General features: G+C 60.9%; 21 protein-coding genes and 1 pseudogene. 6 read left to right on the top strand and 16 right to left on the bottom strand.

What is annotated here, in order from left to right:
• Positions 1–8 precede the first annotated feature (8 nt).
• The 15 genes from FHX03_RS15775 to FHX03_RS15705 form a co-directional block, all read right to left on the bottom strand.
• Entirely contained in the window at positions 9–716 is a 708-nt protein-coding gene (locus FHX03_RS15775) for an ABC transporter ATP-binding protein (protein ID WP_183854471.1), read from the bottom strand.
• Positions 709–2466 (bottom strand): ABC transporter permease subunit, encoded by a 1758-nt coding sequence (locus tag FHX03_RS15770; RefSeq protein ID WP_409565144.1) that lies wholly within the window; start codon positions 2464–2466, stop codon positions 709–711. Before FHX03_RS15770 ends, FHX03_RS15775 begins: the two co-directional genes overlap by 8 nt.
• Positions 2459–3292, bottom strand: a complete 834-nt coding sequence (locus FHX03_RS15765; RefSeq protein WP_131710811.1) for a branched-chain amino acid ABC transporter permease — start codon at positions 3290–3292, stop codon at positions 2459–2461. Before FHX03_RS15765 ends, FHX03_RS15770 begins: the two co-directional genes overlap by 8 nt.
• A 51-nt stretch (positions 3293–3343) precedes the next feature.
• Positions 3344–4492 (bottom strand): substrate-binding protein, encoded by a 1149-nt coding sequence (locus FHX03_RS15760; RefSeq protein WP_183854467.1) that lies wholly within the window; start codon positions 4490–4492, stop codon positions 3344–3346.
• A gap of 30 nt (positions 4493–4522) precedes the next feature.
• Positions 4523–5368, bottom strand: coding sequence for a nitrilase family protein (locus FHX03_RS15755; protein ID WP_097629047.1), 846 nt, complete (start codon positions 5366–5368; stop codon positions 4523–4525).
• Between the two features lie 194 nt (positions 5369–5562).
• Positions 5563–6186: an ANTAR domain-containing response regulator gene (locus FHX03_RS15750; protein ID WP_097629048.1), complete on the bottom strand. Its 624-nt coding sequence runs from the start codon at positions 6184–6186 to the stop codon at positions 5563–5565.
• A gap of 1 nt (position 6187) precedes the next feature.
• A complete protein-coding gene (locus FHX03_RS15745) occupies positions 6188–7321 on the bottom strand; it encodes a transporter substrate-binding domain-containing protein (RefSeq protein WP_097629049.1) in 1134 nt (377 codons plus the stop codon).
• 142 nt (positions 7322–7463) lie between these two features.
• The gene (locus FHX03_RS15740; protein WP_183854464.1) at positions 7464–8912 is read right to left on the bottom strand and encodes a M20 family metallopeptidase; all 1449 of its coding nucleotides are present in this window, start codon (positions 8910–8912) and stop codon (positions 7464–7466) included.
• A gap of 135 nt (positions 8913–9047) precedes the next feature.
• The gene (locus tag FHX03_RS15735) at positions 9048–10592 is read right to left on the bottom strand and encodes an ABC transporter substrate-binding protein (protein WP_183854462.1); all 1545 of its coding nucleotides are present in this window, start codon (positions 10590–10592) and stop codon (positions 9048–9050) included.
• Positions 10593–10616: 24 nt separating this feature from the next.
• Positions 10617–11477, bottom strand: a complete 861-nt coding sequence (locus tag FHX03_RS15730) for a serine hydrolase (RefSeq protein WP_183854460.1) — start codon at positions 11475–11477, stop codon at positions 10617–10619.
• Between the two features lies 1 nt (position 11478).
• The gene (locus FHX03_RS15725; protein ID WP_183854458.1) at positions 11479–13107 is read right to left on the bottom strand and encodes an ABC transporter ATP-binding protein; all 1629 of its coding nucleotides are present in this window, start codon (positions 13105–13107) and stop codon (positions 11479–11481) included.
• Entirely contained in the window at positions 13104–13922 is an 819-nt protein-coding gene (locus FHX03_RS15720) for an ABC transporter permease (RefSeq protein ID WP_007812730.1), read from the bottom strand. Before FHX03_RS15720 ends, FHX03_RS15725 begins: the two co-directional genes overlap by 4 nt.
• Positions 13919–14863, bottom strand: coding sequence for an ABC transporter permease (locus tag FHX03_RS15715; protein ID WP_183854456.1), 945 nt, complete (start codon positions 14861–14863; stop codon positions 13919–13921). The genes FHX03_RS15720 and FHX03_RS15715 overlap by 4 nt, the downstream gene beginning before the upstream one ends.
• A 178-nt stretch (positions 14864–15041) precedes the next feature.
• Positions 15042–15947: a LysR family transcriptional regulator gene (locus FHX03_RS15710; protein WP_183854454.1), complete on the bottom strand. Its 906-nt coding sequence runs from the start codon at positions 15945–15947 to the stop codon at positions 15042–15044.
• Between the two features lie 35 nt (positions 15948–15982).
• Positions 15983–16957, bottom strand: coding sequence for a LysR family transcriptional regulator (locus FHX03_RS15705; protein WP_183854452.1), 975 nt, complete (start codon positions 16955–16957; stop codon positions 15983–15985).
• Positions 16958–16996: 39 nt separating this feature from the next.
• Between FHX03_RS15705 and FHX03_RS15700 the strand changes: the two are divergent.
• Positions 16997–18372, top strand: a pseudogene (locus FHX03_RS15700) (MmgE/PrpD family protein).
• Positions 18373–18442: 70 nt separating this feature from the next.
• Here FHX03_RS15700 and yghX read toward each other — a convergent pair.
• The gene (yghX, locus tag FHX03_RS15695) at positions 18443–19330 is read right to left on the bottom strand and encodes a YghX family hydrolase (RefSeq protein WP_097629058.1); all 888 of its coding nucleotides are present in this window, start codon (positions 19328–19330) and stop codon (positions 18443–18445) included.
• A 330-nt stretch (positions 19331–19660) separates the two neighbouring features.
• Here yghX and FHX03_RS15690 point away from each other — a divergent pair, with 330 nt between their 5' ends.
• The 5 genes from FHX03_RS15690 to FHX03_RS15670 all read left to right on the top strand — a co-directional run bounded on the left by FHX03_RS15690 (position 19661) and on the right by FHX03_RS15670 (position 25074).
• Positions 19661–20818, top strand: coding sequence for a Gfo/Idh/MocA family protein (locus FHX03_RS15690; protein WP_116409423.1), 1158 nt, complete (start codon positions 19661–19663; stop codon positions 20816–20818).
• A gap of 13 nt (positions 20819–20831) precedes the next feature.
• On the top strand, positions 20832–21716 hold the full coding sequence (locus tag FHX03_RS15685) for a carbohydrate ABC transporter permease (protein WP_049735830.1): 885 nt from the start codon (positions 20832–20834) through the stop codon (positions 21714–21716).
• Entirely contained in the window at positions 21713–22570 is an 858-nt protein-coding gene (locus tag FHX03_RS15680; RefSeq protein ID WP_003594798.1) for a carbohydrate ABC transporter permease, read from the top strand. Before FHX03_RS15685 ends, FHX03_RS15680 begins: the two co-directional genes overlap by 4 nt.
• Positions 22571–22643: 73 nt before the next feature.
• Positions 22644–23849 (top strand): ABC transporter substrate-binding protein, encoded by a 1206-nt coding sequence (locus tag FHX03_RS15675; protein ID WP_097629061.1) that lies wholly within the window; start codon positions 22644–22646, stop codon positions 23847–23849.
• Between the two features lie 91 nt (positions 23850–23940).
• A complete protein-coding gene (locus FHX03_RS15670; RefSeq protein ID WP_097629062.1) occupies positions 23941–25074 on the top strand; it encodes an ABC transporter ATP-binding protein in 1134 nt (377 codons plus the stop codon).
• Positions 25075–25149 lie beyond the last annotated feature (75 nt).

Genomic DNA, 25149 nt, shown 5'->3' with positions numbered 1-25149 from the left:
ACCGCTCCCTAGATCTTCAGATGTTGCAAGACACGGCTGCGGCTGTCCGGACCATTGGCGCTTTCGTCTTCGATCGCTCCAAGTTTGAGAATGGCCCAGCGATCCGCTACCGAAAGGGCGAAATCCAGGTTCTGTTCGACCAGCAGGATGGTCGTGCCGCGTTTCTCACGGTCGTCCCTCAACGCCTTGGCGATGTTCTGGACGACGGAGGGCTGCAGGCCTTCGGAGATTTCGTCGATTAGCAGCAGCGTTGGCCGCAGCATCAGCGCCCGTGCCAGGATCAGCATTTTCTGCTCACCGCCCGATAGCGTGCCGGCATTCTGGGTCAACCGGTCCTTTAGGAACGGGAAATAGCCGTAGACCCTCTCCAGGGCGGATGCCATGTCCCGGTCGCCCTTTAGCGCCAGGCGCAGATTGTCGCGGATGGAAAGATCCTGAAACAACGGCAATTCCTGGGGCGCATAGCCGATTCCGGAAGCGATCAGCTCCGCCGGTTTCCTGTCGGTGATAGGGGCGCCATCGACCTCGATCTTGCCTTTGCCGACCCGCAGGAAGCCGAGGATCGTCTTCAGCAGCGTCGTTTTGCCCATGCCGTTTTTGCCCATGAGGGTGAGGATCTCGCCGGGCCGGATGGCGAGCGACACCCCATTGACGACATCGACCGCGCCATATCCGCTCGACACAGTGCTGAGCTCGAGTTTGAACGCGTCAGCCATGTGCGCCTCCTGCGTAGATGGTGCGAACCGTTTCGGAATTGACCACGTCATTCACCGTGCCGTCGAGAACCAGTTTGCCCTGATGGAGAACCACGATGCGGCTCGATATCTCACGCACGAAATCCAGATCGTGTTCGACCAGGATGGCGGCGAAACCCATCTCGTCCGTCAGTTTCTTGAGGATGGCGCCGATGGTCATGCGTTCGGTCTTGGTAAGACCCGCCGTTGGCTCGTCGAGAAGAATGATGCGAGGTTCCAGAGCGACGACCATCGCCAGTTCCAGAGCCTGCCTTTGACCGTGCGACAGCAGCGAGACCGGTTTGTCCAGCATGCCGGCCATGCCGGTGAGCGTCAGGATTTCGGCCGCAGCGGCCGGCAGCATGATCTCGGCGGACGATCGCATCGGGTTGGGCGTCTCGCGGCTGAGACGCGCCATCTTCAGGCATTCGCCGATGGTCATGCTGTCGAAGATGCTGGCGACCTGGAATTTCCGGCCGACGCCGAGTGCGACGATCCGTTCGGGTGCACGACCGGCGATATTGGTGCCGATGATATCCACTTGACCTTCGATCTGCTCGGTACCGTCCGAAAGACAACGCATCAGCGTGGTCTTGCCGGCGCCGTTCGGGCCGACCAGGCTGACGAGTTCTCCGGCGCCGATTTCCAGGTCGATGCCCTTCAGCACGGCCAAGCTGCCATAGGACTTGCCGAGACCGCGGATCGACAGAAGGCTTTTGCCTGCCACCGCACCATTCCTGGCGACGATGCGCGTCGGCAAGGACTTCAGGGCGCTGTTGGAGCTTGCGGACTTGAGGAAACGCGTCACCAAGGAGGCGAGGCCGCCCGGCAGAAGGATGATCATGATGACGAACAGCGCACCGACGATCAGCTGCCAGAGGAAGGGCAGATCGCCCGAAAGACTAGCGCTCAGATAGTCGATACCGATTGCGCCGAACAACGGCCCGATGATCGTTCCCCGGCCACCGAGCGCCGTCCAGACGACGAGTTCGGTTCCGAAGACGAAACCGGTATTCTCTGGTGCGACGACACCGGATGCATTGGCATAAAGGAAGCCCGCAAGGCCGCATACGCCGGCAAGAACGCCCGTCAGGACGATCTTCAACCGGGCCGGATTCATGCCCAGATAGGCGACTCGGGCTTCATTGTCGCGGATTGCCACAAGCAGACGGCCGGCATCCGACCGGACAAAGACGATCGCAACAATCGCCAATGCCAGTAGACAGGCGCCCGACAGGCGGAAGTAGCCGGGAAGCCCGAGCGGCAGAGTGTCGTAACCGACAAGGCCGCTCGATGAACCGGTCCAGGTGCCGCCCGAAAAGACGAGCTGTGTGACGACGATCGGCACAACGAGCGAGATCACGGTGGCGTAAAGCGGTGTCGATCCGTGATAGAACGACAGCCAGCCGACGGCGAGGCCAAGCACGAGCGGAACGAGCACGGCGGCCACAAGGGCGACGACGAAAAGCGCCGGGCTTGCGCCGATATGGGTGAGAACCATGGCGGTGGCATAGGCGCCGACGCCAAAGAATGCCGCCTGCCCGAAGGTGAGAACACCCGTATAGCCCCAGAGCAAGTCGACAGTGATCGCCAGCATGGCGTAGATCATCGAACGCGTCAGGACGTTGAGGCTGAAGCGGCCGAGAAACGTCGGTCCCAAGACGATCAGCAGGAGGGCTGCAAGCGCCAGCGCCAGTAGAAGGACAAGCCGGAGTTTTTGTCTGTCACGCACGGGCAAATCCTTTCGGACGTATGCGCAGTGTGATTGCGCAGAGGACGGCCACGGTGATGCCGCCGAGGATTGGGCTGAAATAGGTGCTGACGAGCACCTGGGCGGCCCCGAAGATGAGGCAGGCGCCGGCAAGCGCGGCGAACGAAGAGCCCGCCACCATCACCAGCATGAAGGCGCCCGTCAGCCAGGCGACGCCCATATTGGGATCGACGCTGGTCAGCGGCGCCAGCAGTACGCCTGCCAGGGCGGCAAGGCCGGTGCCGATCATGAAGGTCGCGAGCCGCACCTTTTCGGTGTCGATACCGAGTCCGCGCGCCAGTGTTTCATTCATGATGACTGCCCGGGCGGAAAGGCCAAGCCTTGTCCCATCGAGCAGCAAGGTGAAACCGAGGCCCAGACCGATAGCCGCGGCAATGGCGAAAAGGCGGTAGGCCGAGTAGCCGGTGCCAAAGAGATCGAAGGTGCCGGGCAGCAGCGCCGGCGTGAACTGCACGTCGCGGCCGAACCAGAGCGTGATCAACTGGCCGATGACGATGCCAAGGCCCCAGGTTGCGAGAATGGCGTCGAGCGGCCGGCGATAGAGAGGCCGCACGATGAAGCGTTCGGCGATACCGCCGAGGATCGCTCCGACTAGAAACGCGAAGGGAATGGCAAGCCACGGATTGAGGCCGAACCCGCTGACGACGACAGCGCAGTAAGCCCCGATGGTCAGCCACGCGCCGTGCGCGAAATTGATGATCTTCAGCACGCCGAAGATCGCAAGCAGCCCGGCGGCAACGATGAAGAGAATGGCCGCGGTGCTGACGATATCGAGAAAGAGGGTCATTTCTAGAACTCCGATGCTGGAGGCGGGGCACCCTGCCCCGCCTCGCTGGTTTCAGAGATTCGGGCACTGATCGCCAGGATCGACATCTTTGAAGCTATCGACGACTGCAACGCTGCCGTCGTCCTTTACCTGGCCAAGATACATCGTCAGCGGCGCGTGGTGCTGCTTGTTCATGGAGATATTGCCGCGCGGACCGGTGAAGGAGACGTCGGGAAGGGCTTTGAGCACATCAGCCGTATCGGTGCTGCCGGCCTTCTCGACGGCCGCTTTATAGAGGTAGATCGCCTCATATTGCGGCACCGAAAGATCGTTCGGCGTGCGCAGTTCCTTGCCGAACTTCTTTTCCATGGCCGAGAGAAAGGCCTTGTTCTCGGGGCTGTCGATGCCGGTGACGTAGGAAGCGGAGAGGAAGATGTCCTTGGCATCCGCGCCCATGCTCTTGGCGGTGCCTTCGTCGACCGCCAGATTGCCGTAAGGCAGGGTGACGCCGGACGAACGCAGCTGCTTGGTCAAGGTCACGTTCGGTGCGCCGCCGGCCGTCGAGGTGATGATGGCGTCGGCGCCGGAGGAGCGGACCTTGGAGATGATGGCCGTCCAGTCGCTGCCGTCCATCGGCAGATATTCCTCGCCAACGACCTCTCCGCCGGCTTTTTCGATATAGGCTTTGGCGAAGGTCAGCATACCGCGCCCGAAAGAATAGTCCGAACCGATCAAGAAGAACTTCTTGGCGCCCTGTTTGCCGATGAAATTGTCGACGACAGGCGGCACCTGCTGTTCAGGCACCCAGGCATTGACGAAAAGCTTGGCGTTGCAGGATTTGCCTTCGTAGAAAGACGTGTAGATATACGGCACGTCACCCTTGGAAATGATCGGCAGTCCGGCATTGCGTGCAGCACTCGTTTCCATGGAGATGACGGCGTTCACCTCCTTCTGGAAAACCAGGGAATCGAAGGCCTTTTGCGCGCCGGCGGCCCCGGATGCATCGTCGGCGATCTCAAGCGCCAGTGGCCGCCCGAGCACGCCGCCTTTGGCATTGATTTCTTCGACGGCGAGTTCGGCAGCCTGGACGACCGACGGGGCGACCACGCTGTTTGCGCCTGACAGCCCCACCGGCACGCCGATCTTGATTGGATCCTCGGCAAAAGCTGCGGTGGCGAATGCCGCTGATGCCAGTGTCAGGATGATGGTTTTCATTTGCATTTTGTTCCCCTTTCTTGAGTTGGGTCGAGATTACCCGTAGACATCGGCTCGGCGGTCGCTGAGCAGATGATTGAAGCTGTTGAGCGTGCGGGTCTCCGTGACGCTCGACAGATCGATTTTTGCAATCAGGATTTCCTCGCGATCGGCACTGGCCGGACCGGAGATGGGCCAGCCTTGCGGGCCGACGATAAAGCTGCGGCCGATGAAGGATTGGCCGCGCTCGACGCCGATCCGGTCGGCGCAGGCGATGTAAAGGCCATTGGTGTGAGCGGCTGCCTTGTGCAGGATGTTGGCCATCGGCTCCGCAACGCTTTCCGCACCGGGCATCGGCACCCAGTTGGTGGGCACACAGACCAGTTCCGCGCCGGCCAGCGCCAACTCGCGGAATGTTTCCGGAAACCATCCGTCGTAACAGATGGCGATGCCGATACGGCCGAAGGGCAGGTCAAATACCGGCAGCCCGATATCACCCTTTTTGAAAAGACGGTTTTCGTTGTTCCAGAGATGGAGCTTGCGGTATTTGCCGATATATCCCTCCGGACCGCAGAGAAGAGCGCTGTTATAAAACCGCTCGCCATCCTGCTCGGCAACGCCGCTGACGATGTAAAGGCCAAGTTCCCCGGCAAGGCGGCAGAGCGTCTCGGCAGTCGGGCCGCCGGGTACCGGACCGGCCAATGCGGCAACCTCGTCGCCGTCACGGAAGCTGTAGCCGCTGTCGGCCAGTTCCGGCAGAACGACGATCTCTGCGCCCTTGGCCTTTGCTGCCCTCGCCAGCCGCTCGATGGCGGCGAGGTTATGGGCACGATCGCCGACGATGGGTTCGAACTGGACGGTTGCGACGGTTGCCATCCGTGCGGTCGAGGTCTTGATGCTCAATCTCGTCTCCAAACGCAAAAAACCTCTGGCACGGAATTCAATCCGTGAACCAGAGGCTACATAGCCATGATGTTAATACGGCAGCCCTGCCGCTGAGCAAACCTGCTCGTTATCTTTAGGCTGGCACGAAAGAATACGACCGTCAAGCCGCTCTATTCAATATTTTCAAGACGTGCGCGACCACAACTCAAGGCTTAAATTTGCGTTTTTGCGCCGATCGACAGTCCAAGGCTTTTCATCGTGTCTTGCGCGGCAATGATCGATTCGGCGATCGTCGCCATCGGAACGCGCCTTGACGTCGCCTGATCGCGCAAGAGCTTATAGGCCGCCTCTTCATCGAGGCCATTCATGACCCGCAGCGCCGAAACGGCCTTTTCGACCAGCCGCCGGCTTTTCAACGTTTCCTCGAGTTTTTGCACCTTGCCGGCGAGCCGTTTTTCGTAGCTTTGCCGATAGCGTGCAAGCGCAAATTGCGTCAGAATGCCGAGCGGCCGCAGCGGTTTGCTGATAACGCCGTGGGCGTTGAGATCGATGATCGCCTGGAGTGCCGTCGGGCTCTCATATGTCAGGATGGCGATGACCGCCGTCTGTTGGAGATCGATGATCTCGAGCGCATGCTCGAGTTGGACATCCTCGACATGCAGGAAGACGGTGTCTATGTCGGGCGGCAAGGCAGGCGGGAGCGGCCAGGTCGCGCGAACCTCGCAGCCGAGGCGTTTGAGGTGGGCGATCAGCAAATTGCCGTCCTCGTCGCGCGGATGGACAACCAGAACGCGTGCGCGCCGCAGATCCTGAACGATCCGGCTTGGTCCCGCCATCTCAGGCCCCCAACCAAACATCTTCGAACCGCGAAGCGGTCAGGTACGGGTCCGGCCTGATCGGGCCGGGCGCCTGCCAGGCAATATCGAAAAGCCCGTCGGCCCGCGCCACGCCGATGCGGGGATGCAGCCAGAGATGCCGGGTATCGGCGTCAAAATTGATCCGCCCTTCCGGAGCAGAAAAATCCTCCAGGAGAATTTCCTCGGAAATGCGATGGGTCTCGAGCGAGCCGGCCCGGGCGAGTGCGCGGGCGAAAAGGTGAACCTGCGCATAGGCCGGCTGCGACCATACGCTGGTGGTGAAGTCCTGGCCGAAGCGGGCTTTAAACGCCGCCACGAAGCGCTCATTCGCCTCGTTTTCGACCGTCTGGAAATAGGTCGCCGAAAGAATATGGCCGGTGCAAGCGTCGGCTCCGATCTCGCGAATCTCGCTCTCGGCCATGGTCAGGCTGGCAATCGGAACCCGTTTGCGATCGATCCCCGCGTCGGCATACATGCGGTAAAAGCGCTGTGCCGGCCGGCCGACGATCGTCGAGAAAATGGCATCGGGCTCAAGACGGACGATATCGGAAATAACCGACCGCAAGGTTTGTTCGTCGGCATGAAGAGGAAGATATCGCTCGCTGACGACTTCACCGCCTTTTGCCTCGAGCACATCCCGCATCACCCGATTGGATTCGCGCGGATAGATGTAATCCGCGCCGACGAAGAGGATGCGGCGTCCATGGTGGCGCAGCAGATATTCTGCCAGCGCGAAAGTGTTCTGGTTGAGGGTGGCGCCGGTATAGACCACATTCTCCGAATATTCGAAGCCTTCATACATCGACGGATAAAACAGCAGTCCGTTGTGCCGCTCAACAATCGGCAGCACCGCCTTTCGGCTGGCCGACATCGACGCGCCGAAGATGATGTTGACGTCGTCGTCTGCGAGCAGCCGCCGCGCCAGGTTGCGATAAGCGGCCTGGTCCCCGCCCGGATCATAGGCGATCGGAACGATAGGCTTGCCAAGCACGCCGCCTGCTGCATTGACTTCCTCGATCGCAAGCGCGGTGCCAAGAAAGTGCTCGGTTTCCGTGATTTCGCTAATTCCGCTTCTGGAAAACAGCACTCCCACCCGCCATTCGGAGCTTGTCATCTTTGCCTTTTCCGAAATGTTGGAGGTTCGAACGCGGTGAATGCCTCAGTTCCGCGCTTTCGACTCCCATACCCTTAGTGCTTTTCCATGGGATCCTGCAAGCGGGTGCGATGCAGGTCGTTGCCGCAGACGGAGACGGGAACTACCGGCCATGAACCGTTGCGGGCATCACATTGTCGGGGATCGGACATGTATAGGCTTTGCCGCCGGTCCTTTCCCGCCACTCGGCTTTCGCGGCTGCCAGGAGGTCCGATGACGTCATCAATGCGAGCCCCGTCGTCGCAAGCGTCTTGGCCGCATGCGCCATGGCTTTGTGCGCGGCCGGGCTTTTTCCCTGTGCGACGACCTGCCATGTATGGGGATTGGTGCCGATCGCCCAGGCTGGCGCCCAGCATTGCGCGGTCGGCGTCACCCAGCTGACGTCGCCGACATCGGTCGATCCGGCCCGGAAATGCGATTGTCCCTCGAAATCGCGCAGACCGGTGTGCAAGGGCGTCGAGCCATCGACCTTGGCATTGGAGAACACATCGCCCCTGATCTGATAGAGGCGGATGCTGCTCTTGATCGCTTCCTCAGTGAAGGTGTCCTGGATTTTCCGGGCGAAGGCGATGTCGGCCTCGTCGAAGGCTATCGGCCCGAGCGTGACCATGTTCTCGTGCATTGCCGTTTCAAGCGTGATGTTGGGAAGAAGGTTCGTCGAGGCGGTGTCGAACACGCTCTCGACTTCGGTTTCGGTCATCATCGCAGCACCTCGTGCAACTTTCTCGACGCGCCCGGCAAGCGCAAGCGCCTGCGGCATGTCAGGCGCCCTGATCAGATAGAGAACCTCGGCGCTGGCCTGCACGACATTGGCGGCCCTGCCGCCGGTGTCGGTAATCGCGTAGTGAACGCGACAATCCTGCGGCATGTGTTCACGCAGGAAATTGACGCCGACATTCATGAGTTCGACCGCATCGAGCGCCGAACGGCCGAGATGGGCGCTGTTAGCCGCATGTGCCGCGACACCCCTGAAGCGGTAATAATATTCGAGAACGGCAAGATTGTTCGTTGAGCGAACACCGTTGAACGGAGCCGGATGCCAGGTCAGGGCGGCATCGACGTCATCAAATGCGCCGGCGCGAACCATGAAGGTCTTGCCGGAACCGCCCTCCTCTCCCGGGCAGCCGTAATAGCGCACCGTTCCGGGCAGGTTGCTCTGCTTAAGGTGGCGGGCAAGTGCAACCGCCGCCATCAGCGATCCGACACCAAGCAGATTGTGCCCGCAGCCGTGACCGGTCGCTCCCGCCGCTTGGGGACGAGGCTCGGCCAGATTGGCGGTCTGGCTCATTCCGGCCAGGGCATCGAATTCGCCGAGGAAGGCAATCACCGGCTTGCCGCTGCCGGATTCGCCGATGAAGGCCGTTTCCATGCCTGCGACGCCGCGGCGCACGGCAAAGCCGTTTTCCTCGAGCGTCCTTGCCAGCAATTGCGACGAGCGCCGCTCCTCGAACTTCAACTCCGCGAAATCCCAGATACTGTCGCTGAGGGCGACATAATCGGGTTTCATCTTATCGATCGTCGCGGCAATGGAGCTGATCGCGTCAAGATTCATGGCATTTCCTCGGTGTCTGTCCTGCCGCCACAGGGACGTGTTGCACTGGACCCGGCAGGACCGCCTGCCGGATCTCCTGTTGACTGTCGAAGTGGGACGGCCGCGCCTCGATCCACCGGGCGCGGCAATTCGGGCTCAATTGTCGAGCGAAACTTCCCAAAGACGGGCATTCGATTGCCAGACGGGCTGGCCCTTCAGTTTCTTGGTCGCGCCCCAGACATCGACCATGTCGTAGAGGAAGATGCCCGGCATTTCCTTGAGCATCAGCGTATGAAACTCATCGAAGATCGCTTGCCGCTTCGTCTGATCGGCCTCCGCATAGGCGGCCTTCATCAGCTCGACTGCCTTCGGATCGTCCCACATCAAGGAAGCATTCTTGTCCTTGTTGCCGACATAGAAGCCGTACATCAGCGCCGGATCGAGCCGCGGCGCGACCGATTGCGAGATGATCTGGTAGTTGCCGGAGCGGCGACGATCGACCTGCGTCGCATAGTCGAGCACCTCGATCTGCACATTGAGACCTGCCTGCTGCATCATGGCCTGCGCCATCACCGCGGCCGGGAAGCTTGGCACGTTGCTGCGCTTGTTGGCGATGATGGTAATCGGCTCGCCCTTGTAGCCGGCCTCCGCGAGCTCCTTCTTCGCGGCCTCGATGTCGTAGGGCAGACGCTTCTTCTGGACATCGTCGAAATAGAGCGAGTCTTGCGAAACCATGGAACCGTTGGCTGCGCCGGTGCCATTGGAGGCGGCCTCGACGAGCTGGTCGAGATCGAGTGCCATCGCCATGGCACGGCGCACGCCGGGATTGCTCAGAACCTTGTCGCGCGTCTGGATGTAGAAGAGGTTTTTGCCGTTGTTGCGCGCCACGATCAGTTGCATCGTGTCGCTGGTCTTGAATTCGGGAATGAGATCCGGCGAAATCTCCGCGGTATCGAGCACGCCGGACTGAAGGCCGGCCTTTACGGTCGAAGCATCGGGAATGACCATGAACTTGATGCCATCGACGAGAGGGCGCTTGGAGCCGACCATCCCGTCGGGCTTGCCGTCGTTCTCCGGCGAGACATAATCGTCGAACTTGGCGAGATGGATATACTCGCCCTTCTTCCATTCATCCCATTTGAAGGGACCGGTACCGATCGGCTTGATGAAGCTCCCGTCCGCGCCGACCGATTCCGGCGAAATCATCCCGGTGTAACCGCATTCGGGGCGCGACATCAGGCCAAGGAAAACCGCGGATGGCTTTTCCAGGGTGATGGTGACAGTGGAAGGATCGACTGCCTTGACCCCGGTAACATGCACGCTGCCGCTGCCGTCGAAATCAGGAAGGCAGGTCCATTTCGTTTCGGGCTTGAGATAGCGGTTCCAGTTCCACACGACATCATCGGCGGTCAATGTCATGCCGTTGTGGAATTTGACGTCGTCACGCAGTTTGAAGCTGTAGGTCAGCCCATCCGCCGAGACTTCGAAGCTCTTTGACAGCAGCGGCTTGACCTCGCCGTTGTTGGCATAGCCGACGAGCCCCTCGACGATGTGCAGGATGACGCCATCGGTATTGCCGTCGCGATTGACGCCTGGATTGGCGCTGCGCAGATCGGAACTTTGAGCCACGACGATGTCGCGGGCGTCGACCACACCGGTCATCGCCATCAACATGGTGCCTGCAAGAAGAAGCTTATGCATTGTTCTACCCTCGTTTATGGTTCGTCAGGATTGGAGTTCATCCCAGCAGGCGCGTGAAAGCCTGCCAATGGTTTCAAGCGCGACCGTGTAGCCGGGGGTGCCGTCCGGCATCTCCTGCGGCACCTCGTCGGTATAGGCGGCGATGATGTAGAAGGGGGAACCATCGCGATAGACGATACCGGCATTCATGCGGCCGCGCTTTCCCGTGCCGCCCTTGTGGGCGACGAGCACACCGAACGGCAGCCGGGAGGGAATGGCATAGCGCAGGATCTGGTTCTTCAGGGTTTGTAGCGCATAGGCGCTGAGCGCCTGCGAGCAGCCGAGCCGGTCGGCGGCTTCCCGCGAATCCTGGGCATCGAGGATGGTCTGCAGTAGATAGACCTGATCGCGCGCCGTCGTCGTGGTGACGGCCTTCAATGAATGATCGGGCGACAGCGCCAAGGGCGGGATCAGAAAGCGATGGTTGGTTCCGGTCATGCCGATCGACTTGCAATAGCCGTCGACTTCTTCGAGCGTCAGTCTTTCGAAGACCATCTTCGTGCAGACATTGTCGCTCAGCACCATCATGCCGGTGATGGCGTCGCGCAGCGATATGACGATTCCGGGCGTCAGATAGCGGAACATCCCGCTCGCCACTTCCTCGGCGAAACGTTTTTCGTAGGTGATGCGTTCGTCGAGATCCAGGCGGCCTTCATGGGCGGCCTTCAGAGCTGCCATCATGATCGAGGTCTTTCGGGTGCTGGCGGAAGGGGTTTCCTCGTCCGCGCCCCTGCCGATCGTTTCGCCGCTTGAAAGCACACGCACCATGAAGCGCGTTACGAACGGCTGGGCATCGCAGATCGCGTTCAATCGCTCCGCAAGCTTTCCGAATTCCATCATCGTCATGTCAGTTCTCCAGGCGCCATTTGAGGATCACGCCGCCCTGGGCATTGTGGTCCAGAGCGGGGATGGCCGAGAGAAGCCTTTGCGTATAGGCCTCCTTCGGGCTGTCGAAAACCGTATCGCGGTTGCCCTCCTCGATGATCCGGCCGTCCTGCATGACGACGACGCGATCGGCGACCTGTTCGACGACGCCGAGATCGTGGCTGATGAACAGGCAGGAAAAGCCGTAACGTTTTTGCAGATCGGACAGGAGTTCGAGCACCTGCGCCCGGACCGTCACGTCAAGCGCCGATACCGGTTCGTCGGCGATCAGAAATTTCGGCCGGCGCGCAATGGCGCGGGCGATCGCCACGCGCTGACGCTGGCCGCCCGAAAGCTCATGCGGGTAGCGCCCGGCATAGTCGGCCCCAAGCCCGACTTCCTCCAGCGTCTCCAGGGCGCGCTTGCGCTTTGCCGACGGATCGAGATCGGGAACGAGCCGCAGCGCTTCTTCGACGAGTGCTACGATGGTCATGCGCGGATTGAGCGAGGAATAGGGGTCCTGAAACACCATCTGGCAATTCAGCCGATAGTCCATCCAGTCGTCGTCGCGGCTGCGTCCCTTGAATTGGATATCGCCTTCGCTCTCCCGGACCAGTCCGGCAATGGTGCGGCCGAGCGTGGTCTTGCCGGAACCCGAACCGCCGACCAGTGCCACGACTTCACCCTCGTGGATGTCGATGCTGACGCCATGCAGCGCCCGTTTCGGCGTTGCCGTCTTCATCAGCGACCGCCGGCCCGGATAGTCGACGACGATATCGCGCGCCGAGACCATCGGGGCTTTGGTCTTGTCGATCGTCCGCGTCTCTCCGCGGAATGGCAGGGAGGAAAGCAGTTTCTTCGTATAGGCACGCTGCGGTGCGTCGAGCAGATCGGCGGTGCGTCCTTCTTCGACGATCACGCCCTTTTCCATGACGACGATGCGGTTCGTGTAACGGGCAACCATCGGCAGATCGTGACTGATCAGCAGCACGGCGGTGCCTTCCGCCTGCGTCAGTTCCACCATCAATTCCATGACGTCGCGCTGGATCACGGCATCGAGCGCCGTTGTCGGCTCGTCGGCAATCAAGAGCGCCGGTTTCAACAGCATGACGGATGCCAGCATGATGCGCTGGCGCATGCCGCCCGAGAATTCATGCGGATAGGACGTGAGCGCCCCGGCGGGATCGCGGATCCCGACCCGGTTCAGCATGTCGAGGATCCGGCTGCGCCGCTCTTCCCGCGAAAGTTTCGTATGCAGCTGCAACCCTTCTTCGAGTTGGCGGCCGACGGTCATCGAGGGATTGAGCGAGGTCATCGGTTCCTGGAAGACGACACCGATTTCGGCTCCACGCAATTGACGCAACTGCGCGCCGTTCATGGAAAGCACGTCGCGTCCCTTGTAGGCAACGGAGCCGCCGATCACCTTGATCGGTGCAGGCAGCAGTGAGATCAGGGCGCGTGTTGCCAGCGTCTTGCCCGATCCGCTTTCTCCGACGATGCCGAAGATCTCGCCCGGCGCGATGTCGAAGCTGACGTCCTTGACGACCTGCACACCAGTCCCAGTCACCTGAAGCGACAGGTTGCGGACATTCAAAAGCGTTCTATTCGTCATTTCAGCCCCCTCATCCGCGGATCAAGCTTGTCCCGAAGAGCGTCGCCCAGAAGATTGATGCCGAGGAGCGTCAGGGCGATCGCCAGGCCAGGGAAGAGACCCAGCCAGACCGCCTGCTCGATGAATGGTCGGCCGGCAGCCAGCATGTTGCCCCAGGTCGGGGCCGGTGGCGGAACGCCGAGACCGAGAAAGCTGAGCGCGCTTTCCGAAAGGATCGCCCAGCCGAACATCGACGTCGCAAGCACGGTGATCGGGGCGACGCAATTGGGGAGGATATGGCGGAACATGGTGTAGAGCTCGCCATTGCCCATCACCTTGGAGGCCTCGATGAATTCCCGCTCGCGCAGCGACAGGACGGCCCCCCGGACGACGCGGGCCATCGAGGGAGAATAGGCAATGCCCAGCGCGAAGATGATGCCATATTGGTTGGCGCCGAAGACGGCGAGCAATCCAAGCGCCAGAAGGATGCCCGGAAAGGCGAGAAGCGCATTGTTGACGGCCATGATGACGGCATCGATCCAACCGCGGGCGTAACCGCTGACGAGACCGATCAGCGTGCCGCAGACTGTTGCGAAAGTGACCGTCAAGGTGCCGATCCAGACGCTCGCCCGGGCGCCGACGATCAGGCGGCTGAGCACGTCGCGGCCAAATTCATCGGTTCCGAGCCAGTGGGCGCTGCTTGGCGCCGCCAGCCGTGCGGTGAAGCCGAGCTTCATCGGATCGTAGGGGGTCCAGAAAAGGCCGATCGCAGCGGAGATCAGCAGTGCGGCAATCAGAATGCTGCCGATGAAGCCGTTGAACGTGACGTTTTTCATTCGGCGACTACCCGCGGATCGAACAAGGGATAGAGCAGGTCGACGACCAGATTGACCAGCACATAGGAAAGCGAGACGAACAGCAGGCAACCCTGAATTACGGGGTAATCGCGGGCAAAAATACTGTCGACCATCAGTCGCCCGAGCCCCGGAATGGTGAAGACCGTCTCGATGACGGCAATGCCGCCGAGCAGATTGCCGAGGATCAGACCGATGACTGTCCAGGTCGGGCCGAAGGCATTCTTGAACGCATGCCGCCAAAGCACGGCGCTTTCCGAAAGCCCCTTTGCCCGGGCGTGGGTGATGTAGTCGAGCCGCAGCACTTCCAGCGTCGAGGCGCGTGCCATGCGGATCAACACACCCATCTCATGAATGACCAGGGTCATGATCGGCAGCACGAGGTAGAGCAGGCCGCCGGTGACGTTGCTGCCGATCGAGACATAGCCGAGGACCGGTAGCCAGCTGAGTTTCAAGCCGAAGAAAAGCAGAAGCAGGAGACCGAGCCAGAATGTCGGGATCGACAGCAGGATCGTGGCCGTGCCGACCAGCGCCAGGTCTGTCAGACTGTTCTGCCGCCAGGCGGCGATGACGCCGGCCGGCACGGCGATGAGGCTCGCCAGAAGGACGGCGACGACGACGACTTCGGCGCTGACCAGAAAACGTGATGCGACAAGCGGCAGAACCGGCTCCTCATTGACGATCGAGCGGCCGAAATCACCCTGCACGACATTGGCGGTCCAGATGAGGAACTGTTGCGGCAGCGATTTGTCGAGGCCGAGTTCCGAGCGCATCGCCGCGATCTGGGCCGGCTCAGCCATATCACCCAGCATCAGTGCCGCCGGATCGCCGGGTATGAAGCGGATCAGCGTGAAGACGGTCACCGAAACGAGGACGATCGTCGGCAATGCCATCAACAGGCGGTTCAGAACGAATTTCAGCATTTTTGTTCCCCGCGATTGGCGACGGACAGTGCCCGGCGACATCGGTTTCGTTGCCGCAGACTATGATCGAATGAGGAAATGTCCGCAATATTATGCGATTCTGTCATAAGTCTATGCGGAATACGACCGCAACCAAAACGGCTGCCTTGGCGTAAGGGTTCAGGCTAAAAATTTGATTTTAAACGTCTTTTTGAGAAAGCTGGATCTGTCGCTTCAAGGCGTCGCTCAGAGCGTGGGCGGCAATCGAGAGTGGTGTCCCGACCGCCCTCGCCAATCCGAATTCCTGGGTCGCGCGTGGCACGAAAGGGCGGTGAACCACCGGCAGGTGGCGATAGAGATTCGCATAAAAACTGCTGATGATCGTGACCCCAAGGCCATGCGCGACGTAGGAACAGGCGGAGCTGTTGGTATGCGTCTCGATCTTGACGATCTGCTTGACGCCGGCCCGCCGGAAGGTCTGGTCGAGCGCCATGCGGTTCGGCCGTTGGCGGCCGATCAGAATGAGGGGCACGTCGCGCAAATTCCTGACCGTGATTTCCTCCAGTTTCGCAAGAGGATGATCCTTCGGAACGACGCAGACGCTTTCGCCGGTGGCGACGCGCTCCACCTCGATGCCCGGTCCGCTCTCGCCCTCCATGCGCAAAAAGCCGAAATCGATCACCCTCTGCTCGACGAGCTTGTTGATCGCGGTCGTCGTCTCGAAGAAGGTTTCGATCCGCACTCCGGGGAAATCGCTGATGTAGTCGGCCAGCATTGCCGGTGCGAAATGCTCCCACATGCTGCTGGGCAGGCCGATGCGGACGATCTCCGGGCCGGCCGCACCGCTTCTTAAGTCCTCCGCGTGGCCCGACATCCGATCGACCGCGAGCAAGATGGTCTCGGCATCGCGGGCAAGAAGCAGGGCCTCGGGGGTGGGGATGAGACGGCCCTTGTCGCGCACGAACAGCGACATTGAAAGGTCCGCCTCGAGCTGCTGGAGAAGGCGGCTGACGCCGGACTGGCTGAGCCCCATCGTCTTTGCCGTGGCAATCGTCGACCCTGTCGCCAGAAGCGTGCGCAGGACTTCCAGTTGCTTGATATTCATGCGCTTGCTCCCCCGGGACGGTTCAGGCGCCGTCATCATGCCCAGTCCGAAATGCTTTGAAGGAAGAGGCTGGCGGCCTTGGGCATCGGAAATTTCTCTCCGCTGATCAGCGCGTAGGCAACCGGCAGTTCCGGTTCGAGCGGAATGAACTGCAGGGGCAGCGTCGCATATTCGCTGGCGATGATCTCGCCGACCAGCGCAATGCCGAGCCCCTGCGCGGCCAGCGCGCAGGCACTCGCCACCGAATGAGCTTCGAGCAAGGGGCGTTGGCGGATGCCGGCCTTGTAGAACAACGCCTCCAGCTCATGGCGAACCGGGCGCTCCCTGCTCAGCATGATCAGATCCTGCCCTTTCAGCTCGCCGACCGACAATTGCCGGCTGCCGGCTTTGGGATGATCGTTGTGCAGCACGCAAATGATCCGCGACGACAGGATCTTTTTCTGCTTCAAGCCCGGGCTCCTCAGCGGCAGACGCGCGAAACCGACATCGGCCTCGCCGTCGGCCACCATCCGTTCGATTGCCAGATAGGTGCCGGACGCGACTTCGACGCGCATCGGGCCATTTTCTGCGAGAAACTTCTTCACAAGCTTCGGAATGCGCGTCGAGGAAAGGCTGGCGGGAAAGGCGAGCCGCAGCATGATCTCTCGCGATCGACCGCTCTCAAGCTCCATCGCTGCCGTTTTCAAGGCGCGCAGCCGGTCGGAAATGGCGCGGATTTCCGGGCCGAGTTGCAGTCCTTCGCGGGTCGGTTGAAGGCGGTTCTTTTCCCGATCGAAAAGCCGAACGCCGAGATAGTCTTCCAGTTGCTGCAGCAAACGACTGGCGTTCGATTGCGAGATCCCAAGCTCGACGGAAGCGGCGATCGTCGAGCCCGTCGCGGCGATGGCGTCATAGGCCTCGATATGCTTCAGGCTGATCGCCGCACTCGTGTCTCGCGCCATTCTATCTCCAATGTCGATAGCCCTACCCGCAAACCGCATAAGATTGCGGATCTCAGGAAAGTTGAACATTTTCCGCTGAGAACCAAACTCACGGAAAGACTTTCGTCAATGGCCACCATTCTCCGGAAGATCGCGCAACAGGTCCTGTCGCGAACGACGTTCTCAAACCTCGCCATGGACCGGGCAAGAGATGCTGCGGTGGACACCATCGGCTGCATGATTGCCGGCAGAAGCGATGAAAGCGTTGCCGCGCTCACCCGCGCTTTCGACGGGGAAATCGCCGGAGGCGGCGAAGCGCGGCTCGTCACCGGCGGCTCCGCTTCGCCCTCGCTCGCCGCACTCATCAACGCAACGGCGGCGCATGCACTCGATTTCGATGACAATTTCCATCCGGCGAGGGCGCATGCTTCCGCGGTGCTGGTGCCGGCGCTGCTGGCGGTTCTGGCGAGCGGCAAGGCCACAAGCGGAAGGCGGTTTCTCGAAGCCTATCTGGCAGGGCTGGAAGCGCAAGCGGCGGTCGGCTTCGGCGTCAATCCCTCTCACTACAACAGGGGCTGGCACGCGACGGCGACGGTCGGCAGCATTGGGGCTGCGGCTGGCGTGGCCCGGCTTCTCGGTGCCGACGAAAACGGCCTGGTCGCGGCGATGAGTCTCGCGACGAGCTTCGCCTGTGGCCCGAAAGGGCAATTCGGCACGGCCGCCAAACCGCTTCACGCCGGCATTGCCGCGCGCAATGCCGTGGATGCGGCGCGCATGGCGCTTGCGGGCATGAGCGGCCGGCCGGATATCCTCGAGGGGCCGCAAGGCTTCCTCGACCTTTTCGGAGGCGATGATGCCAAGGGCTGGGACGGCCTGACATTCGACGAGGAGCATATCATCGAAAGCCGCGGTGTGGTGACCAAACGCCATCCCTGCTGCGCCTCCACCCATCGCGCCATCGACGCGCTTCTGGATCTGAAGCAGGAGCATGGACTTTTGGCGGGCGACATTGCCAGGATCGAGGCGAAAGTCGGCATATCCGCCGTCCGCAACCTCGCTTATCCCGAGCCCACCGATGAGATGCAGGCCCGCTTCTCGATGCAATACTGCCTGGCGACAGCTTTCCTCAATGGGGCTCTCAGCCTTTCGGACTTTACGCGGCAGGGGATCGGACGGCCGGAAATCCGGGAATTCATGCCGCGCATCGGCATGGAGTCCTATTCGGCCGAAGAGGAAAAAGGCGTGGAGCGGCTCCCGCATGTCGTCACGGTCACGTTGCGCGACGGGCGCATCTATTGGAAATCACGTTTGCACGCCAAGGGGTCGCTCGAAGCGCCGATGAGTGATCACGAACGTGAAGTTAAGTTCATGGACTGCTTGCGCTGGGGAAATCGGAATGGGTACGACGCTGTTTTTTCCTGCAACTTCGCAAGCTTGCCGATTTTGAAAACCTGTCCGGCGACGATCCCTTCTGGAGCCTGATTGCAGGCCGTCAGTCGCTCTGACAAGCCACGACACGGATAGAAGGCGGGGAACCCCCGCCCCGCCCACTGCAGCGTTCAGGCCACGCCCCTCTCAAGCAAGGTATTTCGTAAACCAGTCGACGGTTCGCTGCCAGGCGAGCTTGGCGGCTGCTTCGTCGTAGCGCGGCGTGGAATCATTGTGGAAGCCGTGGTTGACGTCGGGATAGACATAGGCCTCGTAGGTTTTCTGAGAGGATTTCAGCGCCGCTTCATAGGCCGGCCAGCCTTCGTTGATGCCCTTGTCCAGCCCGGCATAATGCAGAAGCAGGGGCGCCTTGATCTTCGGCACATCTTCGGCGCGCGGCTGCCTGCCGTAGAACGGCACGGCGGCGGCAAGTTCCGGATAGGCGACTGCCGCGGCATTGGCGACGCCGCCGCCATAGCAGAAGCCGGTGATGCCGACCTTGCCGGTGGTGAGGTCGCTCTTCATCAGAAACTCGACGGCCGCGAAGAAGTCGTTCATCAGCTTTTCCGGATCGACCTTCTGCTGCAGTTCCCGTCCCTTTTCGTCATTGCCGGGATAACCCCCGACCGAAGTGAGGCCATCCGGCGCCAGCGCGATGAAGCCGGCCTTCGCCACACGCCGCGCCACATCCTCGATATAGGGGTTCAGGCCTCTGTTCTCGTGCACGACCACCACGGCCGCGACTTTGCCGGTGGCGTTCTTAGGACGGACGAGATAGCCGCGGACGTCGCCATTTCCTTTCGGCGAGGGATAGGTGATGTATTCGGCCACGATGTCCGGATCGGTGAACTCGACCTGGGTTGCCAGCGCGTAATCAGGGCTCAGCGACGAGAGGATGGCGGCTGCCGTCAGCCCGCCGACGGCGAATTTGCCGGCCCGGTCGAGAAACTCGCGCTTGGTGATTTTCCCGTGCGCGTAGTAATCGTAGAGTTCGAGAATTTCCTGCGGGAAGTCCTTGGCTGTCATGCGGGTCATGATGGCTCCTCCTTGGCTTTGGGTTTCGCACCATCCTACACACGCAAAATCGTGACTCTTTTCAACATTTCGCGAGTTTGGCGTGAGCTTGCCGCAGCGATCGCCACTTGCGGCGGCAGAGGCTGATTTCGCCGCCGCCGCCTCAAGCGGTGCGCGCTTTTCCATTTGCAATCCGCGGCCTGCCTGTCGCAGCCGGCAATCGGCAGCCGCCTACCGATCTATGAAAATAAATTTCATACTCATGCTGTGAGGCCCGTTTTCTATTGACGCCTCTCGTTTTTTGTCCCAACTTAAAGAAAATAAATTACCTAAACTGGGAACTTGATCGGCATGAAAGTGGGAATCATCGGGCTCGGATTCCGGCTCGGCTATCTCGGCTACGTCTTCAAAGCGATCGATAGCAGCTTCGACATTGTCGGCTATGTGGATCCGGATCCCGCCGGGCTTCCCGGATTGACGGAAAAGGGAATTTCGGTCGGCAAGGCATATGGCTCGCCGCAGGAACTGCTCGCCTCCGAAAAGCTCGATCTGCTGATGATCGGCTCCCCCAATCACCTGCACCTCGATCATATCAGGCTCGGGCTGCAAGCCGGCCTCAAGGTCTTCTGCGAAAAGCCGATCGTCACATCAATCGCCGAGAGCATCGAGCTTGCCCATCTGATGGCGAAGTTCGGTCACGAGCGGCTGATGGTTGGTCTGGTGCTGCGTTATTCGCCCCTCTACAAGGATCTGCGCGCCATCCAGGCCGAGGGCAAACTCGGCCAGATCGTCTCGATCGAGGCTTCCGAACATATCGAGCCCTATCACGGCGCCTTCTTCATGCGCGATTGGCGCCGCTACGAGCGCTATTCCGGCAGCTTCATGCTGGAGAAATGCTGCCACGACCTCGACCTTTATAATGGCGTCGTCGGCGCAAGGCCGGAGCGGGTCGCCAGTTTCGGCGGCCGCAAGAGCTTCATTCCGGCCAACGATCCGGCCCGCGAGGGTATCAACGATCTCGAGCTTTTCCACCGCAAGCCGAGCGGCTGGATGGGCTCCGACAAGGTCTTCGACAGCGATGCCGACATCATCGATTACCAAGTGGCGATCGTCGAATATGAAAACGGCGTCGGCATGAACTTCCACACCAATCTGAATGTGCCCGATCAATTCCGCCGCTTCGCCATCATGGGCTCGCGCGGCATGGCCGAAGGCGATTTCGTGCGCGGCTATCTCGATGTGCATGAGCAGCTGACCGGCAACAAGGTGGTTGAAAACAAATATGCCGCCACTGAGCTCTCCCAGCATTACGGCGCCGATGAGCAGATGGCGAGCGACCTTTTGGAAAGCGTGCGCACCGGGCTCGAACTGCCCGTGTCCACGCTGAATGCGCTCGAAGCCGGCATCCTGGCGCTGGCGATGGACGAAGCGAGGATGAAGAAAACCGTCGTCGACCTGCGTCCCATCTGGGACCGCTTCGACGAGGCCCTTCACGCAAGAGCGGCTTGAGGACGACGGCAAGATGAGTGTCCAAAGAAGCGCCTTCATCTTCGCCTGGATCCTCCTCCTTCCGGCCGTTCTCTATGTTCTCGCCATCGTCGCCTATCCCCTCGTCGATACCTTCATTCTCTCCTTCACCGATGCGTCGCTGAAGAAGACCACCAACTGGGTCGGCTGGGTCAATTACGAGAAGATCTTCAACGCCACCTTTGCCGAGGTCATCTTCCGCACCTTCGTCTGGACCTTCTTCTCGGTCGCGCTGAAAATGGTGATCGGCACCTTCGGCGCGACGATGCTGAATGCCGCCGTACCCGGCCGCTCGCTGTTCCGGCTATTGACCATGCCGCCCTGGATCGTGCCGATGGCGATCGGCATCTTCATGTGGGGCTGGATGTATAATGGCCAGTTCGGGATGATATCGGGCGTTTTGCAGCGCTTCGGTCTGGTCGACGGTCCGGTCGCCTTCCTCGCCTATGGCAGCACCGCCTTCTGGGCGACGATCGTCACCGACGTGTGGATCGGCGTACCGCTGGTGACGATCTACTTCCTGGCGGCGATCCAGTCGATTCCGAAGGATCTCTACGAGGCCGCCTGGACCGACGGCGCCGGCCGCTGGTACCGCTTCCGCCGCATCACTCTGCCGCTGATGGTGCCCGCCATCATCACCATGTCGATGCTGTCGCTGATCGCCACTTTCAACTCCTTCGACATTATCTGGATCCTGACGCAGGGCGGGCCGAGCGGCGAGACGACGACGATGATCATCGACACCTATCAGACCGCCATCGGCTCGAAAAAATACGGCGAAGGGGCAGCGCGCGCCGTGCTGATCTGCATCTTCCTGTCGCTCTTCTGCTTTGCCTATTTCCGCGTCACCCGCCGCCTCAACCCGGAGAAGCGCGCATGAGCAGTGCTGCCATGATCGACCGTTACCGCTGGTGGGAAATCATCCTGATCTATTGCGGCATCGCCTTGTTTCTGTTCTTCGTGCTGGCGCCCTTCTTCGAAGGTTTCATGGTGTCGCTGAAGCCGCTCAGCCAGCTCTTCTCCTCGCCCTACCGCTTCTGGCCGGAGAACGGTTCCTTCGAAGCCTATCGGACGATGTGGGTCAGCGTGCCGGGTTTCGGGCGCTATATCTTCAACTCGTTCTTCATCTCGATCATCGTCACGCTGATCGTGCTCTGCCTCGTCATTCCGGCGGCCTACGCCTTCGCGAAGTTCGAGTTCAAGGGCATGGGCATCCTGCTCGGCGCCTTCCTGACGGTGAACATGTTCTCCGGCGCCGTGCTCTTGATCCCGCTCTTCCGGCTGATGCGCAGCATGGGCGTGCTCAACACCTATCTCGCCATGATCGTGCCTGGCGTGGCCTTCCTGATCCCCTCGGCGATCTGGCTGCTGCGTACCTACATGATCCGTATCCCGCAGGAGCTCAACGAAGCCGCCTATATGGATGGCGCCAGCCACTTCTACACGCTGCGCCGCGTCATCCTGCCGATTGCGATGCCGGGGATCATCGTCGTCGCCATCACCACCTTCATCGGCGCTTACGCCCAGCAATTCATCTTCGCGCTGACCTTCAACTCGAAGACCGAATACATGCCCCTTCCGGTGGGTCTCTTTGCTTATTTCGGCAAGCAGGAGGTCATCTGGAACGAACTGATGGCGGCTTCCTTCGTCGGCATCGCGCCGGCGATGGTCGTCATCTTCTTCCTTCAGCGCTACCTTGTCGGCGGGCTGACCGCCGGTGCGGTGAAACAATAAGACCAAAAAACGAGTGAACAGCTAACACAAGAACGGGAGTCACGACGTGAGCATAACAATCAAGACAGGCCTTATGGCGCTCGCTTTGCTCGGTTCGACGGCATTGACTGCGGTCACTGCCCATGCGGCCGACAAGGAAATCAGCTGGATCTATTGCGGCGACACGATCGACCCGGTCCATACCAAATACATCAAGCAGTGGGAAGAAAAGAACGCAGGCTGGAAGATCACGCCTGAGGTGGTCGGCTGGGCGCAGTGCCAGGACAAGGCAACGACGCTCGCTGCCGCCGGCACGCCGGTTGCCATGGCCTATGTCGGCTCGCGCACGTTGAAGGAATTCGCGCAGAACGACCTTATCGTTCCGGTGCCGATGACCGATGATGAGAAGAAGACCTATTACCCCCACATCGTCGATACGGTGACCTTCGAGGGCAACCAGTGGGGCGTTCCGATCGCCTTCTCCACCAAGGCGCTCTACTGGAACAAGGATCTCTTCAAGCAGGCCGGCCTTGACCCCGAGAAGCCGCCGAAGACCTGGGCCGAAGAAATCGAAATGGCCAAAACCATCAAGGAAAAGACTGGCATTCCGGGCTTCGGTCTTTCCGCCAAGACCTTCGACAACACGATGCACCAGTTCATGCATTGGGTTTACACCAATAACGGCGCGGTGACCGATGCCGACGGCAAGGTCACGCTCGACAGCCCGCAGATTCTCGCCGCGCTGAAGGCCTACAAGGATATCGTCCCCTACTCCGAAGAAGGCCCGACGGCCTATGAGCAGAACGAAGTCCGCGCCATCTTCCTCGATGGCAAGGTGGCGATGATCCAGGCTGGTTCGGGTGCCGCCGACCGCCTGAAGAAGACGCAGATCAGCTGGGGCATCACGACGCTGCCGCTCGGCCCCGATGCCAAGGGCCCTGGCACGCTGCTGATCACCGACAGCCTGGCGATCTTCAAGGGCTCCGGCGTCGAGGACAAGGCGACCGAGTTCGCCAAGTTCATCACCTCGCCCGACGTCCAGTCGGAATACGAGCTGCAGGGCGGCGCCGGCCTCACCCCGCTGCGTCCTTCGGCAAAGGTCGACGAGTTCGTCGCCAAGGATCCCTATTGGAAGCCGCTCATCGAGGGCATCAGCTATGGTGGTCCCGAGCCGCTGTTCACCGACTATAAGGGCTTCCAGAACTCGATGATCGAGATGATCCAGTCGGTCGTCACCGGCAAGGCCGAACCGGAAGCAGCGCTGAAGAAGGCTGCCGGTGAAATCGAAGCCTTCAAATAAGCCCTCCTGAGGCTCCCTGGGGTCGCGGCACGAGCCGCGGCCCCTCCCCTCTATTGAATGTGCGACGAAGACCGCCGGCGGAGACAGATTTTTGGGACAGCTCCTTCTCAACAAAGTTCAGAAATTCTACGGCGACTACGAAGTTCTGAAGGGCGTGCAGCTCGAGGTGAAGAACGGCGAGTTCGTCGTCTTCGTCGGGCCGTCGGGCTGCGGCAAATCCACGCTCTTGCGGATGATCGCCGGCCTCGATGCGACGACGGCTGGAGATATCGTCATCAACGGCATCAGGGTCAACGACCTGCCGCCGGTCAAGCGCGGCATCGCCATGGTGTTTCAGTCCTACGCGCTTTATCCGCACATGACGGTCTTCGAGAACATCGCCTTCCCGCTTCGGGTCGAGAGGATGGAAGAGGAGAAGCTCAAGGCCAAGGTGGAAAACGCGGCGCGCATCCTTCACCTCGAACAGCGGCTGCAACAGAAACCCGGCATGCTGTCCGGCGGCCAGCGCCAGCGCGTCGCGATCGGCCGCGCCATCGTGCGCGAACCGAAAATCTTCCTGTTCGACGAGCCGCTCTCCAACCTTGACGCAGCACTCCGCGCCGACATGCGCATCGAGCTTGCCAAGCTGCACCGGCAGCTGAAGGCGACGATGATCTATGTGACGCACGACCAGGTCGAGGCGATGACCATGGCCGACCGCATCGTCGTGCTCGATGCCGGAAATATCTCGCAGACCGGCGCGCCGCTGGAGCTTTATCACAAGCCCGCCAACCAGTTCGTCGCCGGCTTCATCGGCAACCCGAAAATGAATTTCCTGTCCGTCACCTGCAGGGGCGTCAGCGCCGCCGGCGTCGAAGTCGATTATCTCGGCCAGACCGCCGTCCTGCCGGTGACGGCGCGCGACGGCATGGCCGGCAAAACCCTGACGCTCGGCATCCGCCCGGAGCATATCCAGCTGAACGGCGGCGATATCGTCTTCACCGTGACCCCGACCGTCATCGAGCGCCTCGGCGCCAATACGGTCGCCTATGCCTCGCTCAACGGCGAGGCCGAGAATTTCTGCGCGATGCTGCCCGGCAGCGTCGGCATCCGCGCCGATGCCCCGGTTGCCACGGGCATCAATGCCGCCGACTGCCATCTCTTCGACGAGGCGGGTATTGCGTTTGAGCGGCGGGTGGAATTGACTGAAATCGATATGAACGTCATCAACCCGACGGCGGCTTGAAGCTGACGGTGTGTCGGCGGTTCGGCTTGCCAGTCGGCCAAGCGGGGGGACGTGACACTCGAAGCAATTGCTTGC

The organism is Rhizobium sp. BK456 (genome assembly GCF_014194045.1).
Taxonomy (GTDB): domain Bacteria; phylum Pseudomonadota; class Alphaproteobacteria; order Rhizobiales; family Rhizobiaceae; genus Rhizobium; species Rhizobium redzepovicii.
The sequence above is the reverse complement of the archived record's forward strand: the minus strand, read 5'-3'. Positions and strand labels throughout refer to the sequence as shown.

What these genes read in the sequence shown, in the direction of transcription:
- yghX (WP_097629058.1), bottom strand. Translation starts at nt 19,330, where the DNA reads ATGACCCGCATGACAGCCAAGGACTTCCCGCAGGAAATTCTCGAACTC.
- FHX03_RS15745 (WP_097629049.1), bottom strand. Translation starts at nt 7,321, where the DNA reads ATGACAAGCTCCGAATGGCGGGTGGGAGTGCTGTTTTCCAGAAGCGGA.
- FHX03_RS15690 (WP_116409423.1), top strand. Translation starts at nt 19,661, where the DNA reads ATGAAAGTGGGAATCATCGGGCTCGGATTCCGGCTCGGCTATCTCGGC.
- FHX03_RS15705 (WP_183854452.1), bottom strand. Translation starts at nt 16,957, where the DNA reads ATGTTCAACTTTCCTGAGATCCGCAATCTTATGCGGTTTGCGGGTAGG.
- FHX03_RS15680 (WP_003594798.1), top strand. Translation starts at nt 21,713, where the DNA reads ATGAGCAGTGCTGCCATGATCGACCGTTACCGCTGGTGGGAAATCATC.
- FHX03_RS15760 (WP_183854467.1), bottom strand. Translation starts at nt 4,492, where the DNA reads ATGCAAATGAAAACCATCATCCTGACACTGGCATCAGCGGCATTCGCC.
- FHX03_RS15685 (WP_049735830.1), top strand. Translation starts at nt 20,832, where the DNA reads ATGAGTGTCCAAAGAAGCGCCTTCATCTTCGCCTGGATCCTCCTCCTT.
- FHX03_RS15765 (WP_131710811.1), bottom strand. Translation starts at nt 3,292, where the DNA reads ATGACCCTCTTTCTCGATATCGTCAGCACCGCGGCCATTCTCTTCATC.
- FHX03_RS15720 (WP_007812730.1), bottom strand. Translation starts at nt 13,922, where the DNA reads ATGAAAAACGTCACGTTCAACGGCTTCATCGGCAGCATTCTGATTGCC.
- FHX03_RS15730 (WP_183854460.1), bottom strand. Translation starts at nt 11,477, where the DNA reads ATGACGATGATGGAATTCGGAAAGCTTGCGGAGCGATTGAACGCGATC.
- FHX03_RS15725 (WP_183854458.1), bottom strand. Translation starts at nt 13,107, where the DNA reads ATGACGAATAGAACGCTTTTGAATGTCCGCAACCTGTCGCTTCAGGTG.
- FHX03_RS15735 (WP_183854462.1), bottom strand. Translation starts at nt 10,592, where the DNA reads ATGCATAAGCTTCTTCTTGCAGGCACCATGTTGATGGCGATGACCGGT.
- FHX03_RS15710 (WP_183854454.1), bottom strand. Translation starts at nt 15,947, where the DNA reads ATGAATATCAAGCAACTGGAAGTCCTGCGCACGCTTCTGGCGACAGGG.
- FHX03_RS15750 (WP_097629048.1), bottom strand. Translation starts at nt 6,186, where the DNA reads ATGGCGGGACCAAGCCGGATCGTTCAGGATCTGCGGCGCGCACGCGTT.
- FHX03_RS15715 (WP_183854456.1), bottom strand. Translation starts at nt 14,863, where the DNA reads ATGCTGAAATTCGTTCTGAACCGCCTGTTGATGGCATTGCCGACGATC.
- FHX03_RS15740 (WP_183854464.1), bottom strand. Translation starts at nt 8,912, where the DNA reads ATGAATCTTGACGCGATCAGCTCCATTGCCGCGACGATCGATAAGATG.
- FHX03_RS15675 (WP_097629061.1), top strand. Translation starts at nt 22,644, where the DNA reads ATGGCGCTCGCTTTGCTCGGTTCGACGGCATTGACTGCGGTCACTGCC.
- FHX03_RS15775 (WP_183854471.1), bottom strand. Translation starts at nt 716, where the DNA reads ATGGCTGACGCGTTCAAACTCGAGCTCAGCACTGTGTCGAGCGGATAT.